Origin of the sequence: Psychrobacillus soli (assembly GCF_006861775.1) — a bacterium.
Classification (GTDB): Bacteria; Bacillota; Bacilli; order Bacillales_A; family Planococcaceae; genus Psychrobacillus; species Psychrobacillus soli.
In genome coordinates this window covers 14,247-30,359 of sequence record NZ_VDGG01000048.1, presented here as the reverse complement: position 1 = coordinate 30,359, position 16,113 = coordinate 14,247, and the positions used below count along the sequence as shown (strand labels likewise).

Annotated in this window: 16 protein-coding genes; 15 read left to right on the top strand and 1 reads right to left on the bottom strand. The window is 37.3% G+C overall.

Going from position 1 to position 16,113, the window contains the following annotated elements; genetic code table 11:
- The first annotated feature begins 553 nt into the window (after nucleotides 1–553).
- The 6 genes from FG383_RS17310 (at nucleotide 554) to FG383_RS17285 (ending at nucleotide 5,534) form a co-directional block, all read left to right on the top strand.
- Nucleotides 554–910, top strand: coding sequence for an STAS domain-containing protein (locus FG383_RS17310; protein WP_142608650.1), 357 nt, complete (start codon nucleotides 554–556; stop codon nucleotides 908–910).
- A complete protein-coding gene (gene spoIIAB, locus FG383_RS17305; RefSeq protein ID WP_142608649.1) occupies nucleotides 900–1,346 on the top strand; it encodes an anti-sigma F factor in 447 nt (148 codons plus the stop codon). The genes FG383_RS17310 and spoIIAB overlap by 11 nt, the downstream gene beginning before the upstream one ends.
- Nucleotides 1,346–2,131 (top strand): SigF/SigG family RNA polymerase sporulation sigma factor, encoded by a 786-nt coding sequence (locus FG383_RS17300; protein ID WP_142608648.1) that lies wholly within the window; start codon nucleotides 1,346–1,348, stop codon nucleotides 2,129–2,131. Before spoIIAB ends, FG383_RS17300 begins: the two co-directional genes overlap by 1 nt.
- A gap of 26 nt (nucleotides 2,132–2,157) precedes the next feature.
- Nucleotides 2,158–3,576: a spore germination protein gene (locus FG383_RS17295; RefSeq protein WP_142608655.1), complete on the top strand. Its 1,419-nt coding sequence runs from the start codon at nucleotides 2,158–2,160 to the stop codon at nucleotides 3,574–3,576.
- Between the two features lie 69 nt (nucleotides 3,577–3,645).
- A complete protein-coding gene (gene lysA, locus FG383_RS17290; protein ID WP_425467658.1) occupies nucleotides 3,646–4,962 on the top strand; it encodes a diaminopimelate decarboxylase in 1,317 nt (438 codons plus the stop codon).
- Nucleotides 4,963–5,174: 212 nt separating this feature from the next.
- The gene (locus FG383_RS17285) at nucleotides 5,175–5,534 is read left to right on the top strand and encodes a GNAT family N-acetyltransferase (RefSeq protein WP_142608647.1); all 360 of its coding nucleotides are present in this window, start codon (nucleotides 5,175–5,177) and stop codon (nucleotides 5,532–5,534) included.
- 1 nt (nucleotide 5,535) lies between these two features.
- Here FG383_RS17285 and FG383_RS17280 read toward each other — a convergent pair whose 3' ends face one another.
- Nucleotides 5,536–6,051, bottom strand: a complete 516-nt coding sequence (locus tag FG383_RS17280) for a DUF309 domain-containing protein (protein WP_142608646.1) — start codon at nucleotides 6,049–6,051, stop codon at nucleotides 5,536–5,538.
- 45 nt (nucleotides 6,052–6,096) lie between these two features.
- On the opposite strand from FG383_RS17280, the gene FG383_RS17275 reads away from it, so the two are divergent.
- From FG383_RS17275 to FG383_RS17235, 9 genes are all read left to right on the top strand, one after another.
- Nucleotides 6,097–6,876 carry a segregation/condensation protein A gene (locus tag FG383_RS17275; RefSeq protein ID WP_142608645.1) on the top strand — a complete coding sequence of 260 codons (780 nt, stop codon included), beginning with the start codon at nucleotides 6,097–6,099 and terminating at the stop codon, nucleotides 6,874–6,876.
- Nucleotides 6,869–7,435, top strand: a complete 567-nt coding sequence (gene scpB, locus FG383_RS17270) for an SMC-Scp complex subunit ScpB (RefSeq protein ID WP_142608653.1) — start codon at nucleotides 6,869–6,871, stop codon at nucleotides 7,433–7,435. The genes FG383_RS17275 and scpB overlap by 8 nt, the downstream gene beginning before the upstream one ends.
- 83 nt (nucleotides 7,436–7,518) lie before the next feature.
- Nucleotides 7,519–8,448, top strand: a complete 930-nt coding sequence (locus tag FG383_RS17265) for a D-alanyl-D-alanine carboxypeptidase family protein (protein WP_185907994.1) — start codon at nucleotides 7,519–7,521, stop codon at nucleotides 8,446–8,448.
- 713 nt (nucleotides 8,449–9,161) lie between these two features.
- A complete protein-coding gene (locus FG383_RS17260; RefSeq protein ID WP_142608643.1) occupies nucleotides 9,162–9,896 on the top strand; it encodes a pseudouridine synthase in 735 nt (244 codons plus the stop codon).
- 98 nt (nucleotides 9,897–9,994) lie between these two features.
- Nucleotides 9,995–10,531 carry a thiol-disulfide oxidoreductase ResA gene (resA, locus tag FG383_RS17255; RefSeq protein ID WP_246097044.1) on the top strand — a complete coding sequence of 179 codons (537 nt, stop codon included), beginning with the start codon at nucleotides 9,995–9,997 and terminating at the stop codon, nucleotides 10,529–10,531.
- 13 nt (nucleotides 10,532–10,544) lie between these two features.
- Nucleotides 10,545–12,194: a cytochrome c biogenesis protein ResB gene (resB, locus tag FG383_RS17250; RefSeq protein WP_142608642.1), complete on the top strand. Its 1,650-nt coding sequence runs from the start codon at nucleotides 10,545–10,547 to the stop codon at nucleotides 12,192–12,194.
- Nucleotides 12,195–12,196: 2 nt separating this feature from the next.
- Nucleotides 12,197–13,375 (top strand): c-type cytochrome biogenesis protein CcsB, encoded by a 1,179-nt coding sequence (gene ccsB, locus FG383_RS17245; RefSeq protein ID WP_185907993.1) that lies wholly within the window; start codon nucleotides 12,197–12,199, stop codon nucleotides 13,373–13,375.
- A gap of 127 nt (nucleotides 13,376–13,502) precedes the next feature.
- The gene (locus tag FG383_RS17240) at nucleotides 13,503–14,219 is read left to right on the top strand and encodes a response regulator transcription factor (RefSeq protein WP_142608640.1); all 717 of its coding nucleotides are present in this window, start codon (nucleotides 13,503–13,505) and stop codon (nucleotides 14,217–14,219) included.
- Entirely contained in the window at nucleotides 14,212–15,987 is a 1,776-nt protein-coding gene (locus FG383_RS17235; protein ID WP_142608639.1) for an ATP-binding protein, read from the top strand. Before FG383_RS17240 ends, FG383_RS17235 begins: the two co-directional genes overlap by 8 nt.
- The last annotated feature ends 126 nt before the right edge of the window (nucleotides 15,988–16,113 follow it).

Below are 16,113 nucleotides of genomic sequence, written 5' to 3'. Positions count from 1 at the left end.
GGTTGCCCTAATCCATTTACTGGGTCCACACATTCGAAAAAATGGTAAATATTTTGTTTTTAGCGAGTCGATGCTAATAAGTATGAAATTTCCTTTGATTTTCGCTGCAGACGGCGACTCCTGCCGGATAAGTGAGCAAAATGAGACATCCCAACGTACGCCTAAGCGGCGGGGATGGCTCATTGCTTACCCGGCGGAAAGCGTCCGGCTGCTGCGAAAATCTCAGCGGTCACCTTATAAAGATTTTTATAATATAGTATCCCAATTATGTGCGGATACAGTCTTCGTATGCTCGTATGGTGTTTTATTGCGCGACCTCCACAACCCTATGTCCCCCCACTATTTACGTAATCAAATAGGCATCTCGTAAAGGTTTATAAAAACTTTTACGAGATGCCTATTTTGTGATTAAAAAATAATAAACCTTCCCATACTTATAACGAGCAGCCCTTTGTCGAAAATCGACTAATAACATATCATTTCTTCTACTTTTGTCAAGCGCAAGGAATATCATCTGTTCATGTAGAATTGCGCTATCAGAGGAGGCGATTTTATGATGCATGAAGTAGAAAGAGTTGGAGACGAAATTATTATTATTCGATTAAAAGGTGAGTTAGACCATCATAGTACAACGGATATTCGAAATGAAATTGTGCCACTGATTAAAAATGGGTCTATTAAAGTATTAGTATGGAATTTAAAAGATTTGAATTTTATGGATAGCTCAGGGATTGGACTTATTCTTGGAAGAATGCGAGAGCTTGCTCCGATAGAAGGTCAAACAATCATCGTGAACCCATCACCGACAATGAAGAAAATTTTTCAGTTTGCAGGATTAAGTCCTTATATTTATAACGAATCAGAAATTGAAATTATGTCAAAGTTAGGGGGAATTGTTTATGGACAATGAGATCACACTATCTTTTATAGCGAAAAGTGAAAACGAAGCACTGGCGAGAATGGTAATGTCCAGTTTTATCGCGGCAATCGATCCGACAATCGAAGAATTATCGGAGTTTAAAACAGTTATATCCGAAGCGGTAACGAATGCCATTGTACATGGATATGAAGAAGATGGAGTAGGTAAAATTGAAATTCATGCGCAACGATTAGATAGAGAAATTGTCGTATCTATTGTGGACTATGGACGTGGTATTCGGGATGTAAGCCAGGCGCGCGAGCCACTTTTTACGACGAAACCGGAGCAAGAGCGTTCAGGTATGGGATTCACAATTATGGAAAGCTTTAGTGATGATGTGGAGATATACTCAATTCCTGATAGGGGGACAACTGTAACTATTACGAAGAGATTTGTACCAATTCAAGAATCTAGTAGGATCGTCTAATGATGAATAATAAGACGTCGGCTTTATTAACCCAAGAAAAAATGAGGGAACTCATTGCATTAGCGCAGGATGGAGATAAGCAGGCAAGGCAACAAATGATTGAAGGAAATACTCGATTAGTTTGGTCTATCGTGCAGCGTTTTGCTTCACGAGGAGCGGATTTAGAAGATTTGTTTCAAATTGGTTGCATTGGTCTGATGAAATCGGTAGACAAGTTTGATTTGTCTTATGAAGTAAAGTTTTCTACGTATGCAGTTCCGATGATTATTGGAGAAATTCAGCGGTTTTTAAGGGATGACGGAATGGTGAAAATTAGTCGCTCCATCAGAGAACTAAATTTTAAGATTCGCCATGCGACCGATGATTTTCTGAAAAAACATGAACGTCAACCAACGATTCTTGAACTAGCTAGTATTCTAGAAGTATCGAGAGAAGAAATTGTGATGGCTACGGATGCGTTAAGAGATCCTGCATCGTTACAAGAGCAATTGTATGAAAATGAAAGTGGTGATGCACTTACATTAATGGATCAGATGAAAGATGAACGTTCGGAGAAGTCATTTGACCATATTCCGCTGAGAGAATTGCTAGAAAAACTAGAAAAAAGGGAGCAAATGATTATTTACTTGCGATATTACCTAGACTGTACACAAAGTGATATTGCCGAGCGACTCGGTATTTCTCAAGTACAAGTGTCACGACTCGAGAAAAAAATATTAAGCCAGCTAAAATTGTGGCTTGTTCCTGCTGGTTTTGAAGAGCAATCAAAAGCTAAAGATAGGTGATTGAAACGAAAGCATTATTTTCAAGTATGTCAGAAGCGGAAGCATTTTTAAAAGAAAAATTTGGTGTGAACGAATCGTACGATGTTGGAACTTTGCATACGCATTTATATGAATTTCCCGTATTGCTAGTGTACATTAATGGATTAGTTGACGGGATGGTACTGACAGAGTTACTCACGAATGTGCAGGAAGAATTACAAGTAGAAACAATCGATGAAAATGATATTATGGAACATTATTTTCCGTATTATTCGATTACAAAGTACGATTCCAAAGAGAAATGGCTTGTCGCGTTACTGAGTGGACAAGTAACATTTATCTTAAGTAATGGCTCTGTTTATACAATGGATGTCCGGTCGTATCCAGGAAGAAATCCCGAGGAACCAGATAATGAAAAAGTCGTAAGAGGTTCACGGGATGGATTTACGGAAAATATTGTGCAAAATACGGCACTTATTAGAAGAAGAATTCGGGACACGAACTTACGGTTTGAATTGCATCAAGTTTCGACTTTAGGTCAAACGGACATTGCTATTTCGTATATAAAAGGGATTGCAAGTGAAGATAACTTGAAGCAAATTCGAGATAGACTTGACCAGATAAAGCACGATGGCTTCACGATGACCGATAAGGCACTTGAAGAATGGTTGTTTAAACAAGGCTTTCATCCGTTGCCATTTGTGCGATTTACCGAAAGGCCTGATATCGCAGCTGCCCATTTGCTCGAAGGGCATATCGTGCTTGTGGTAGATACGTCTCCATCTGCTATTATTGTACCGACGACTGTATTTCACCATTTGCAACATGCGGAGGAGTACAGGCAGGCTCCTTTAATCGGTACTTTTGTGCGGTGGATTCGTTTATCCGGAGTAGTGTTAAGCTTATTTTTACTTCCTTTTTGGTATTTACTTTCGAAGCATCCAGAGTTTTTGCCGAAATCACTTGATTTTTTTGGACCGAAAGAAACGGGAGAAATTCCTCTTTTACTGCAAATCCTTTTCGCGGATATAGGGATTGAATTTTTGCGGCTTGCCGCCATTCATACACCAACTCCTTTATCGACAGCGATGGGTATTATTGCAGCATTAGTAATCGGTCAAATGGCGGTAGATGTTGGTTTATTTGTGCCAGAGGTTATACTATATACGGCGATAACTGCCATCTTTACATTTGCTATACCGTCTTACGAACTAAGTATTTCGACGAAAATATTTCGAACGTTTATCTTACTTAGTACAGCACTTCTAGGAGTAAATGGGTTTTTTATCGCACTTGTCATCTTGCTTTTTTATGTTGGGTCGTTAAGACCTTTGAACGTTCCATATTTGTGGCCCGTCATGCCTTTTTTTCCAAAAGCATTTATGCGAATAATTGTCCGTTTTCCTATGCCAGTTGATGCAAAGCGTCCGTTTATTACTAGATCGGCCGATCGCAAACGGTCATGAATCCCATTGCAATTTCCTCTTTTAATGTGGTAAAGTTCTTATAGCGAAAGAGGAAAAGAGGCGATTTATTTGGTGATGGTATCAACACATGCGGTAAATGAAAAAGGGCATTTAGTATTAGGTGGAATCGACAGTTTAGAATTAGCAAAAACATACGGAACACCCTTATTCGTATATGATTTGGCGTTAATAAGAGAGCGTGCTCGTGCATTTATCAATACGTTCAAAGAACAAAATGTGCCTGCGCAAGTTGCATATGCGAGTAAAGCTTTTTCTAGTGTGGCAATGTATCAAGTGATGAAACAAGAAAATTTGTCACTAGATGTAGTATCTAGCGGAGAACTATATACAGCGATTAAAGCCGGATTTCCAGTAGATCGAATACATTTTCATGGGAACAATAAAAGTAAAGAAGAATTACTACTAGCAATGGAGCATAATATCGGCTGTATCGTAGTAGATAACTTCTATGAAATCGAACTATTAAAACAACTAACTGCAGAACATAACCAAAAAGTAAATATACTTTTACGTGTTACTCCAGGTGTAGAAGCGCATACACATGATTATATTACAACTGGACAACAAGATTCGAAATTTGGATTTGATCTGATGAATGGACAAGCAGATCTTGCTTTTAGCCAAGTGTATGAGGATGATTATATTCAATTGCTTGGGCTTCATTGTCATATCGGCTCTCAAATTTTTGAAACGATCGGATTTAAAGTTGCTGCAGAAAAATTGATCAAAAAAATGATTGAATGGCATCATGACTATGATTTTGAGTGTACTGTATTAAATTTAGGTGGCGGCTTTGGTATTAAGTATACGAAAGAAGATACGCCATTGGAACCTTCTGTATACGTAAAAGAAATGATTATGGTCGTAAAAAGCTTAATTGCTGAGACAAATTTTGCAATGCCTGAAATTTGGATTGAACCAGGTCGTTCTCTTGTTGGAGATGCAGGAACTTCATTGTATACAATTGGTTCTGAAAAAGAAGTACCGGACGTTCGCAACTATTTGGCTGTAGATGGCGGAATGTCGGATAATATTCGTCCAGCATTATATGGTGCATTGTACGATGCAGTCATTGCGAATAAAGTTGGCGAAAAAGCGGATATAACATACACAATCGCCGGTAAATGTTGTGAATCTGGCGATAAATTGATTGAACATATTGAATTACCAAAGGCTGAACCAGGAGATATTTTAGCGATGTTCTGTACAGGTGCTTATGGGTATGCCATGGCAAGTAATTATAATCGCTTAGCTAGACCGGCTGTTGTGTTTGTCGAAAATGGAAAACATCAATTAGCTGTTAGAAGAGAAACTTTAGAAGATATTGTTCATCTTGACCTTCCTCTATCGATGGAAAAGGAGTGAAGGTAAGTTGAAAAAAACGAATCGTATTTTATTTCTCATGATCTTAATAGTAGGAATTGTATGGGGAGTAATATATTGGCTCTTTGTAGCCCCAAGTGTTAATTTGTAATTTGGACAAATATCATGTAGGATTATATGGGTCATGTCCATCTTATTTTTCGAGAGTCTTCCTACTTGTGTAGAAGTGATGAAACTAAAAGAGGGTTTTAACTATGTTGCTACGGTATAAAAAAGCATTCGAAAAAATTTCTATGGGTCTTCTATCATTTATGCCTCATGAAAAAGATGTAAAGAAGTTATTAGAAACAATACACCAATATGAAACGAATCCAGATTGGCATTTGTTTTTATGGAAAAAAGGTGAAGATTTAGTAGGGTTAGTTGGTGTTCGCATGAATAATGCAAATGGAATTATTCAGCATCTATCCGTCAATCCTTCCCACCGCGGCGAAGGTATTGGAAAAGAAATGCTAAAAAGCTTAACATCTACTTTACATACATCATCTATCCAACCATCAGAAGAGGTAAAATCTTTCTATGAAAAATGTCAAATAGATAAAGAAGAGGATTGACTTATTTCAAGTCATCTCTTCTTTTTTTCTGTCTTTCTCGCTCGATTAGTATTTCCGAGCGGTCTCTGAGCATATGCTTATGAGTAAGAAAGTGTAAATCACTGCTTGACGGTATTTCTAAGGCACTTACTAACCGTTGTAGCTGGTCGTTCATTAGCTCGATTTTGAATTGCTGAAATATTTTTTTTTCATTCATTAAGTTAATAGAATGGGTAGCATCTTGCATAAGTTTATCGTAGTCGATCGTTTCGTAATAAGCAGATGGAAATGTTTCTTCTAATCGTCTCATACTTCCAATCATTGTTTTAATCGCTCCCGTAAAATTACCCCGACGCCAATGGTACATAGATGTAGATAATAGGATGAATGCTGTTAACGGATGATCTTTGCCGGCTGGCGAAACTTCCTTCCAGTAGTCTTCTAATAGTTCATGGCACTCGAAATAATCATGCGTATCATTAAATTCTTTTAGAAATTGGACAAAATTAGGATGGAATGTAGGATGCAATGCAATCACCTTTCCTCTATAATGATGTTAAAAACCGATAATAGGTGGAGTTTTATGTCTTATGAAGTAAAAACAGAAGCATTTGAAGGACCCCTTGATTTATTATTACATTTAATAAATCGTTTGGAAATAGATATATATGATATTAAGATGGCAGAGATCACTTCACAATATATGGAGCATGTGCATGCAATGAGTGTTTTGGAGCTAAACGAAGCAAGTGAATATTTAGTAATGGCAGCTACACTACTATCTATCAAAAGTAAAATGCTTCTTCCGATCCATCAAGATGACGACATGGAAGATGATTTTGATATTAATATAAATGACCCAAGGGACGAGTTAGTACTTAAGTTAATAGAATATAAGAAATATAAAGAAGCTGCTGTTAGTTTACAAGAAATGGAGGAAACTCGTAATCTATTTTATACAAGACCGCCAACGGACTTAAGTGAATTGCAAAATAACAAACAGCTTGCCTTATTTGAACTAGACGTGAATGTGTACGATATGCTTGGTGCATTTCAAAAAATGCTACGTAGAAAACAGCTAAACGCACCACTTCACACCAGAGTAAGTAAACAAGAAATATCGATAAAAGATCAAATGAAAAGTGTCATTAACACATTAAAGCAAAACAAAGGCAGATTATCATTTTATGAGCTCTTTCCAACACGAGATAAAACAACGATTGTGACAACATTTCTCTCCATATTAGAGCTCATGAAGCGCCAAATTGTGCAAGTAGAGCAAAACAACAATTTTGATGATTTATTTGTTCTTTTGCGAAAGGAAGATTTAGAAAGTGAATTTGAAGATGAAATTGATGAGTAGTATTGAAAGTTTATTGTTTGTTAGTGGAGAAGATGGTTTAACGAAAAAACAAATCGCTTTTTTAACAAATGAAACAGAAGAACAAATTGCCGAAACGCTCGAAATAATGATGGAAGCATATGAAAAGAGCGAAGACAGAGGAATCGAGATTAAGCAACTTGCTGGTACTTTTCAGTTAGTGACCAAGCAAATGAATGCAAATAGTATTCAAAAGTTAGTAGAAAACCCTACGACACAATCCCTTTCGCAAGCGTCACTAGAAGTATTAGCGATCATTGCCTATAAACAACCTATTACGAGAGTAGAAATTGAAGAAATTCGAGGGGTGAAATCAGAACGACCGATACATACGTTGTCCTTAAAAGGTTTGGTGAAAGAAGTGGGGCGGGCGGATGGTACTGGAAGAGCGATATTGTATGGAACTACAACCGAGTTTCTTCAATACTTTGGGTTACAAGATATTCGTGCTTTACCTCCACTTCCAGAAGATGTCTCAGTGGATGAAATGGAAGACTCGGATTTGTTCTTGACTAAGTTTCAAGAAACATTTGAAGGATAGAAATAATTTAAAGAGGAGTATTTTCTATTTATAAAAAAATAACTGTGTTCTTTCTGCTTTTTCTATTTTGGCAAGTAGGTGATGTGGAAGCTTCCTCCTCTTTTGCAGTAATTGATGTACAAACGGGGAGATTGTTGGAAGGTAGTAATGAATACGAAGAACTACCAATAGCTAGTCTGACGAAAGTATGGACCGCGCTAACCGTGTTGGACAATGCTTCTTTAGAAGACGAGATTACTATTTCTCAGGCTGCTGCCACGCAAGAAGGGTCCTCTTTATATTTAAAGCCCGGAGAAGTATGGACGGTGAACTCCTTACTACATGGGCTTATGCTACAGTCCGGCAATGATGCTGCTTACGCTTTAGCAGAGCATGTAGGGGGTTCCATAGACGGTTTTACGCAGTTGATGAATGAAAAATTTCAAATTGCCGGATTAAATAATTCGCATTTTACGAATCCTTCTGGGCTCCATCATGATGACCATTTTGCTTCAGCGTTTGATATGGCGAATATGTTTCGACTAGCGCTTCAAAACGAACAATTTAAAGAAATTGCTTCAGCGAAAAGCTATCAACCAAAAGAGCGAAATGTTCGTTGGAGTAACAAGCATCGATTATTACATGACAAAGAAATAGCAATAGCAGGTAAAACAGGATACACGAAAAGAGCAGGAAGAACGCTTGTTACTTATTTTAAAAAAGATGAAAAAGAAATTGTTGTTGTTACATTGAATCACTCCAATGATTGGGCGTATCATACTTCACTTGCAGAACGAGTATTTGCAAACTATGATTCTATGAAAGTCGTGAAAAAAGGAAAGTATCGACTGTTCCAAAAAGAGGTCATTGAAGTGGAGAATGATCAGTATCTCTTAGTAAACAAGGAAGAACGCAAAAAACTAAGTAACGTCCTACTTATCCCACGAAAAGCCACTGTGCAAAATCCATATGTATGGAATGTAACAATCGACCATCAAATAGCCTTACGTTTTAATGTGAAAAAAATAAAATAAACGGTATTGCAATTAGGGGGGTGTGACTTTGTCACACCCCCTAGATACATTTTAGGGATAATGGGTTGTAGTGTGTTAACGAGTGACCGCAATGATTTCCGCCGACTGCAGCGAAAATCAACGTAAATTGCTAGCTTACTCAGTATCAAATCGCTAAAAACAAAATCTTTGCAGTTTTTCGACTGTATGAATCCAATAAATGGCTTAGGGCAACCAATCAGTTATTGAAAGCNGCAATCAAAATTAGTGCGAGAGCAACCAAAATGCCCATGAGAGCAACCGATTCTTAAAATAGCAAGCTTACTTGATGTGAAATGACTATGATTTCGACATATTATAGGAACGTTATGCCTTAAAGCCAGTCGAACTCACAAGCTAGCATCTGCTAGACAGGTTTGTCGCGTTCGGAGTAGATAATGTCTCGTTCAGCCATATTTTGTTAATACTAAACCGTGATCAGTTGATATTTTCTATGGATTTTCGCTGCAAGCGGCGGTGAAGGCTCATCACTCACTCCACGGAAAGCATCCGCCTTGCAGCGAAAATCCTAGCGATAACTTCCTTACAACGCATTAAATCAATTGCACGCAACACTATATGTCATTGGAATAATGTGGAAGACAGTTTTTATAAAAGACTGTCTTCTTTTATTTTCGCTAAAAGTGTGACATAATTCACTAATATGTATGGAAAGAATGGACGAGGTGAAAGAATTGGAAAGACTACAAAAAGTACTTGCACATGCAGGTGTAGCATCTAGAAGAAAAGCAGAAGAATTAATTCTCCAAGGAAAAGTGAAAGTGAACGGGAAAGTTGTGACAGAACTTGGAACAAAAGTTTCGAATTCGGATACAGTGGAAGTAGAAGGAGTTAAACTAGAAAAAGAACAAAAAGTATACTACTTACTTTATAAACCAAGAGGAGTCATCTCAGCGGTTTCGGATGACAAAGGAAGAAAAACGGTAACTGATTTATTACCTCATGTAAAAGAACGACTATACCCGGTAGGAAGACTAGACTATGAGACATCTGGGTTACTACTTTTGACAAATGATGGTGACTTTTCATATGCATTAACGCATCCTAAATTTAAAGTAGATAAAACTTATGTTGCAAGAGTAAAAGGGATTCCATTAAAAGAGCAACTAAGACCACTAGAACGTGGAGTTGTGCTAGAAGATGGAAAAACAGCTCCTGCAAGAGTAAAACTATTATCGAGTGAGCGTAAAACGAATAAAGCAATCGTAGAAATAACTATTCACGAAGGTAAAAATAGACAAGTACGTCGCATGTTTGATGCGGTCGGTTTTCCTGTCCAAAAATTAAAGCGAGAACGATTTGGGTTTTTAACATTGCATGGCCTAAATGCCGGTGAATGGAGAGAGCTAACAACGCACGAGATTAAACAATTACGCGTTTTAGCTGAAACTGGGAAAATAGGCAACTAATACTTGAATGTTCACAAACCCTTCAAATGTCGGACCATTTTGAAATGTATATTTTGGTATAATATATGTCGATGATGCTTAGAAATGGAGGAGCAATTTTGGCGCAATCTAAAAAGCAAAGATTTTATATTCGAACTGCTATTTTAGCAGTACTGACGATAGCCATCGTCTTTACAATATACTCAAACTTAACGAAAGAAAAAAGCGCTGTACTTCAAGAAGGGGACAAAGCACCTGATTTTGCTTTAGTGGATCTGGAAGGAAATCAACATCGACTTTCAGACTATAAAGGTGAAGGCGTTTTCTTAAACTTTTGGGGTACTTGGTGTAAGCCATGTGCGACTGAAATGCCTGCAATGGACAACCAATATAATGTTTATAAAGATCAGGGTGTTCAAACATTAGCGATTAATATTGGGGAATCCGATTTAAAAGTGAATAGCTTTAAAAATAGTTATGGTTTATCGTTTCCTATTGCTATAGACCAAAACAAAAGTGTCATGCAATCTTATAATATTGAACCTTTACCAACCACTTTTTTGATAAATCCAGATGGGCGTATTGAAAAAATTATAAAAGGCCAAATGACAGAGCAAGATATTGCAGATTTTATGGAGCAAATTAAACCATCCTAAAGGAGTTTTATAGATGGACAAGATAGTTTGTACATGTGGTAATGTGAACCCAGCTGGGACATTGTTATGTGAAAGCTGTGGACGACCATTAAATAAAGAAACGGCGGATAAAAAACTTGTAGATATGCGGTATGAAGGTTCTGCGAGACGTTCCCAAACATATAACAAAACTATCATAGATAAAGTTTGGAATTTCTTCTCCAGTGTAAAAGTCGGTGTGTGGTTAATTGTAATTATACTTGTTGCGGCGTCTATCGGGACCATCTTGCCGCAAGTTTTTTATGTGCCTGCAACAACAGAAGAAGATATTGCTGCTTACTATGAACGAATTTATGGGACATTTGGAACATTATATTATAAGTTAGGATTATCGGACTTATACAGTTCTTGGTGGTTCCAAGGACTTATTGGGATGCTTGGAATTTCTTTGATCATCGCAAGTTTAGATAGGGTAATACCGCTATACAAATCCTTGAAAAAACAAAAAACGAAAAGACATACTAGCTTTTTGAAACTTCAACGTTTATATGGGATTGGAAACATTGAAAATGGGGAAGAATCCATTAGAAAAGCGGAAGAAAAATTAAAAACGATGCGCTATAACGTAAAACGTGAAGGCAATGCATTACTTGCTGAAAGAGGTCGTTTTTCTCGTTGGGGTCCTTACATCAACCATTTAGGTCTCATTTTGTTCTTATTTGGTGTCATGCTTCGAGCGTTGCCAGGTTTTTATGTCGATGAAACGATGTGGCTACGTGAAGGTGAAACGTTATATATTCCAAAAACAGATGGGTATTTCTTAGAAAGTAAAGAATTCATCTATGAAACATATTCTAAAGAAGAATCAGAAGAAGTTTTTGGAGATGCCATTGATCGTGTCGGGACAATCGCCAAAAACTATCAATCAAACGTAGCGTTATATAAAGGACCAGAAGGCGCAGTAGCAGGGCACTTAGACGATTTAACATTTGAAAAAGAAGCGGCTATTCAAGTGAATAAACCACTTAAATTTGATAATTTTTCTGTTTTCCAAATGGATTTTCGCTTAGATGAATTAGCATCGATGACATTCCAGCTACAAGATAAGCTAACTGCCGAAAGCTTCGGAGAGTTTACGATTAACTTAGCTGACCCAGAACCAGTCTATGAATTGCAAAATGGGTCCAAAGTGGAAATTTTAGATTATTACGCAGATTTTACTGGATTTGAAGATGGTGTACCACAATCAAAATCACCGCTGCCGAATAATCCAGCATTTTTAGTGAAAATGTATACGCCAGAGTTTCCAAAAGGGGAAACGAGCTTTGTTATGATTAAAGAAACACTGGAACCGCTTGGTGAAAACGTACATAAAATTGCTTTTCAAAGCGTTGAAACAAGAGACGTTTCTGGTTTAACTATTCGCAAAGATTTAACACTTCCTATTCTTATGCTTGGTGGTCTTATCTTCATGATTGGGGTAGCTCAAGGATCGTATTGGAATCATCGACGTATTTGGATCCAGCGATTAGAAGACGGGCAAGTCGTAATTGCAGCCCATACGAATAAAAACTGGCTTAGTATAATCAGAGATATGGATGCAGTTTCCGAAGTAGCAAATCTTCCGAAATATGAAGATCAACAAGATGAAGATTCCAAAGAGAATAAAGAGGAAGGGGTATAATTATGGTAGAAGTAAGTAGTACTTTATTATTTATAGCATTCGTTGCCTATTTAGTAGCAACCTTTTTATTTGGAGGTGCCGTAAAGAGTTCGAGCTCTCAAGCTTCGAAATCTTTTGAACGTTGGGGTAAATTAGCTATTACGGTAACGATTATTGGATTTATATCTAATATTGGTTATTTTATTACGAGATGGATTGCAGCAGGACATGCACCTGTTAGTAACTTATTTGAGTTTACAACTGCTTTTGGGATGTTGGTTGTAGGTGCGTTTATATTAATTTACTTTATCTACAGAATACCTGCACTTGGACTATTTGCTCTACCAATCGCTATCATAATCATCGGCTATGCAAGTATGTTCCCAAGAGATATTACACCATTAATACCAGCGCTTAAAAGCTACTGGTTAACGATTCACGTCATAACAGCGGCACTCGGAGAAGCGATATTAGCAATTAGTGCAGTTGCCGGTTTAATCTACTTACTCAAAAATATCGACATGACTAAAAAGTCAAAGCAACGTTTTTGGATTGAAGCTGTCATGTATGTTGCTGTGTTAGTTTTAGGTTTTATTGTAGCTACAACTACTTTTACATTAGCAGATTATAAAGTAGAATTTAACTATGTAAATAAAGAAGAACAAGTATTAAAAATGGAATATAATGTGCCACCTATTTTTGGGATGAATGAATCGGAAGCTATTACCGAAAATGCGATGCAACCGTTAATGGAAATGCCACCGCTTGTAAATGCGAAAAAACTGACAGTTGTTACATGGTCTGTCATCTTCGGAACGGTAATATACATCTTGCTTCGTTTAATCTTCAGAAAGCGAATTGCAGCAGTATTACAACCATTTACGAAAAAAGCGAATTCGCAATTTTTGGATGAGATCGGTTATCGTTCAGTATTGATCGGTTTCCCTGTATTTACTTTAGGAGCACTTATTTTCGCTATGATCTGGGCGCATGAAGCATGGTCTAGATTTTGGGGCTGGGATCCTAAAGAAGTTTGGGCGCTTATTACTTGGCTGTTCTATGCAGCATTCCTACACCTTCGTTTGTCGAAAGGTTGGCAAGGACAGAAATCTGCATGGTTAGCATTAATCGGCTTTATCATTATTATGTTTAACTTAATAGCAGTAAACTTAATTATTGCTGGACTACATTCCTATGCTTAATAGAAATGCGTAAGCTAAACAATTAGAAAAGCTCTTATCTCCCATAAAAGAGGTAAGAGCTTTTCTTTCAATTTGGTGAGACTAATTGTACAATAAAGATTAGAAGTTGATAGAAGGGTCTGATATTATGTCTGAAATGATTAAACTATTAGTAGTTGACGATGAAGAACGAATCCGTCGTTTATTGAAAATGTATTTAGAAAGAGAAGGATACGAAGTAGAAGAAGCGGAGAATGGTGAAGTCGCTCTACAACTCGCGCTAGAAAATGAATATAATTGCATACTATTAGATATTATGATGCCCGAAAAAGACGGCATAGAAGCGATGACCGAATTACGTGCGCAGAAAGAAACTCCGATTATTTTGTTAACAGCAAAAGGAGAAGAAGCTAACCGTGTAGAAGGCTTTGAACTTGGAGCAGATGACTATATAGTGAAGCCTTTTAGTCCAAGAGAAGTCGTACTTCGTGTAAAGGCTCTTTTAAAACGTTCTACTGCTCTTTCGCCTGTACAAGGAATGTCCACATCGAAAGATATCGTTGTGTTTCCACATCTGACAATCGATCACGATGCGCATCGCGTCACTGCTGATGGTGTAGAAGTGAGTTTGACACCAAAAGAATACGAATTACTATACTTCTTAGCGAAAGCACCTGATAAAGTATTTGATCGGGAACAATTATTAAAAGAAGTGTGGCATTATGATTTCTTTGGTGATTTAAGAACGGTAGACACACATGTAAAGCGATTACGTGAAAAATTGAATAGAGTATCCGAAAAGTCTGCGAAAATGATTGTGACGGTTTGGGGCGTAGGCTACAAGTTTGAGGTTGTCAATGAATAGAATTTGGAATAGTGTTGTCGGGAAGCTATGGGGGACCATATTGCTTCTCGTCTTATTTGTGCTGTTTATCATTACCGTCTTAATGTTAGAGTTTTTGGAGAACTTCCATACGGAACAAGCAGAAGAGTCACTTAGACAGGAAGCTGCGACCATAGGGAAAATAGTAGAACAATACGATCAAATAGAAGACTCCATGCAAATTATCCAAAATATTCTTGGAGCGGAAACAAGTGCGTTAATCGTGCGAAATGCGGAGTCCGTATTTTTATCAGTGCATGAAGGGTTAAACAAAGAGGTTTTTCAAGAAAAATTATTGGAAGATAAAGAGTTATCTAATATATATACAACAAATAACACCATTATTAAAAAGACGCTTATGCCGTCTATGACGGAAGAAGACCGAATGGAAAATTATATTATCCTCGCTTCTCCTTTAGAATCTGATAAAGAAATACACGGAGCGGTCTTTATTTATCAAAGTTTAGAAGTAGTTAACAAAACTTCTAATCATACTACTCGAATTGTCTTTTTATCTGGTTTTATCGCATTATTACTGACGACTATGTTCTCATTCTTTTTATCTTCACGTATTACTTCTCCACTTAGAACGATGCGAGAAGCTGCATTAGAATTAGCTAAAGGAAATTTCGAAACAAAGGTTTTATATGTACAAAAAGATGAAATTGGGGAGCTTAGCGCTGCTTTTAACCGAATGGGAAGCCAGTTAAAGGATCACGTAGAAGTAATTAGTCAAGAAAAAGAACAACTTTCTAGTATATTGACATCCATGACGGACGCAGTTATTACATTTAACAAAGATTTTAACGTGCTTGTAAGTAATCCGCAAGCGGACCAGTTAATCGTGAAATGGCATGAACACAATGAAGTGGCGGGTCAATCTAATTTGCCTGTAGAGCTGTATCATTTACTCGATCATGTATTTCACCAAGAAGAAGAGATTGATGAAGAAATAGAAATACAAGGCTCCTATTTTTCCGTATCCGTCAGTCTTCTTTATAGTAAGGATTCAGTTCGTGGGGCTGTCGTAGTGCTTCGTGATATGACAGAACAACATCGTTTAGATAAGATGCGCTCGGATTTCATCGCCAATGTCTCACATGAGCTTAGAACACCTATTTCGATGTTGCAAGGATATAGCGAAGCGATTATCGATGAAGTAGTTACGACTGAAGAAGACAAAAATGAAATGATCCGCATAATTTATGATGAATCGAAACGAATGAGTAGATTAGTAACGGAATTATTGGACTTAGCTCGATTAGAATCGGGATATTTAAGTATCTATAAAGAAAAAGTTTCTGTTCTACCAACCATTGAGCGTATTACGCAAAAATTTGATCAAATCGCCAAAGAAAAAAATATTCGTTTATATTTTGAACATACATTATCAGAATCAATTCATTTACAACTCGATGAGGATCGGATGGAACAAGTGCTAACTAATTTAATCGACAATGCACTTCGACATACTCCTAAAGAAGGTTCCGTAACAGTAAAACTTACGCAAACGGCAGGACAGTTGATGATCGAAGTGAAAGACACTGGGTACGGTATTCCAAAAGAAGACTTACCGTTTGTGTTCGAACGTTTTTATAAGGCAGATAAAGCGAGAACAAGAGGAAAAAGCGGAACAGGTCTTGGTCTTGCGATAGCGAAAAATATTGTCGAACGGCATGATGGTAGATTATCTGTCGAAAGTGAAGTTGGAGTCGGGACGGCGTTCATTATTAAAATACCTTTAACGTGAATAAGCAGGGTGGAGGACCCCTGTTTATTGGAGGAATTCTAGCTAGCATCTTGTAAGCCACAAGCGCCATTCAAAATATGGACACAATTACATCGAAGCATAATTGACTGTGAAACAAAACAGTAC

Bases quoted from the DNA above. Each gene is read 5' to 3' on its own strand.
- FG383_RS17310 (WP_142608650.1), top strand. From the start codon at position 554: ATGATGCATGAAGTAGAAAGAGTTGGAGACGAAATTATTATTATTCGA.
- spoIIAB (WP_142608649.1), top strand. From the start codon at position 900: ATGGACAATGAGATCACACTATCTTTTATAGCGAAAAGTGAAAACGAA.
- FG383_RS17300 (WP_142608648.1), top strand. From the start codon at position 1,346: ATGATGAATAATAAGACGTCGGCTTTATTAACCCAAGAAAAAATGAGG.
- FG383_RS17295 (WP_142608655.1), top strand. From the start codon at position 2,158: ATGTCAGAAGCGGAAGCATTTTTAAAAGAAAAATTTGGTGTGAACGAA.
- FG383_RS17285 (WP_142608647.1), top strand. From the start codon at position 5,175: ATGTTGCTACGGTATAAAAAAGCATTCGAAAAAATTTCTATGGGTCTT.
- FG383_RS17275 (WP_142608645.1), top strand. From the start codon at position 6,097: ATGTCTTATGAAGTAAAAACAGAAGCATTTGAAGGACCCCTTGATTTA.
- scpB (WP_142608653.1), top strand. From the start codon at position 6,869: ATGAGTAGTATTGAAAGTTTATTGTTTGTTAGTGGAGAAGATGGTTTA.
- resB (WP_142608642.1), top strand. From the start codon at position 10,545: ATGGACAAGATAGTTTGTACATGTGGTAATGTGAACCCAGCTGGGACA.
- ccsB (WP_185907993.1), top strand. From the start codon at position 12,197: ATGGTAGAAGTAAGTAGTACTTTATTATTTATAGCATTCGTTGCCTAT.
- FG383_RS17240 (WP_142608640.1), top strand. From the start codon at position 13,503: ATGTCTGAAATGATTAAACTATTAGTAGTTGACGATGAAGAACGAATC.
- FG383_RS17235 (WP_142608639.1), top strand. From the start codon at position 14,212: ATGAATAGAATTTGGAATAGTGTTGTCGGGAAGCTATGGGGGACCATA.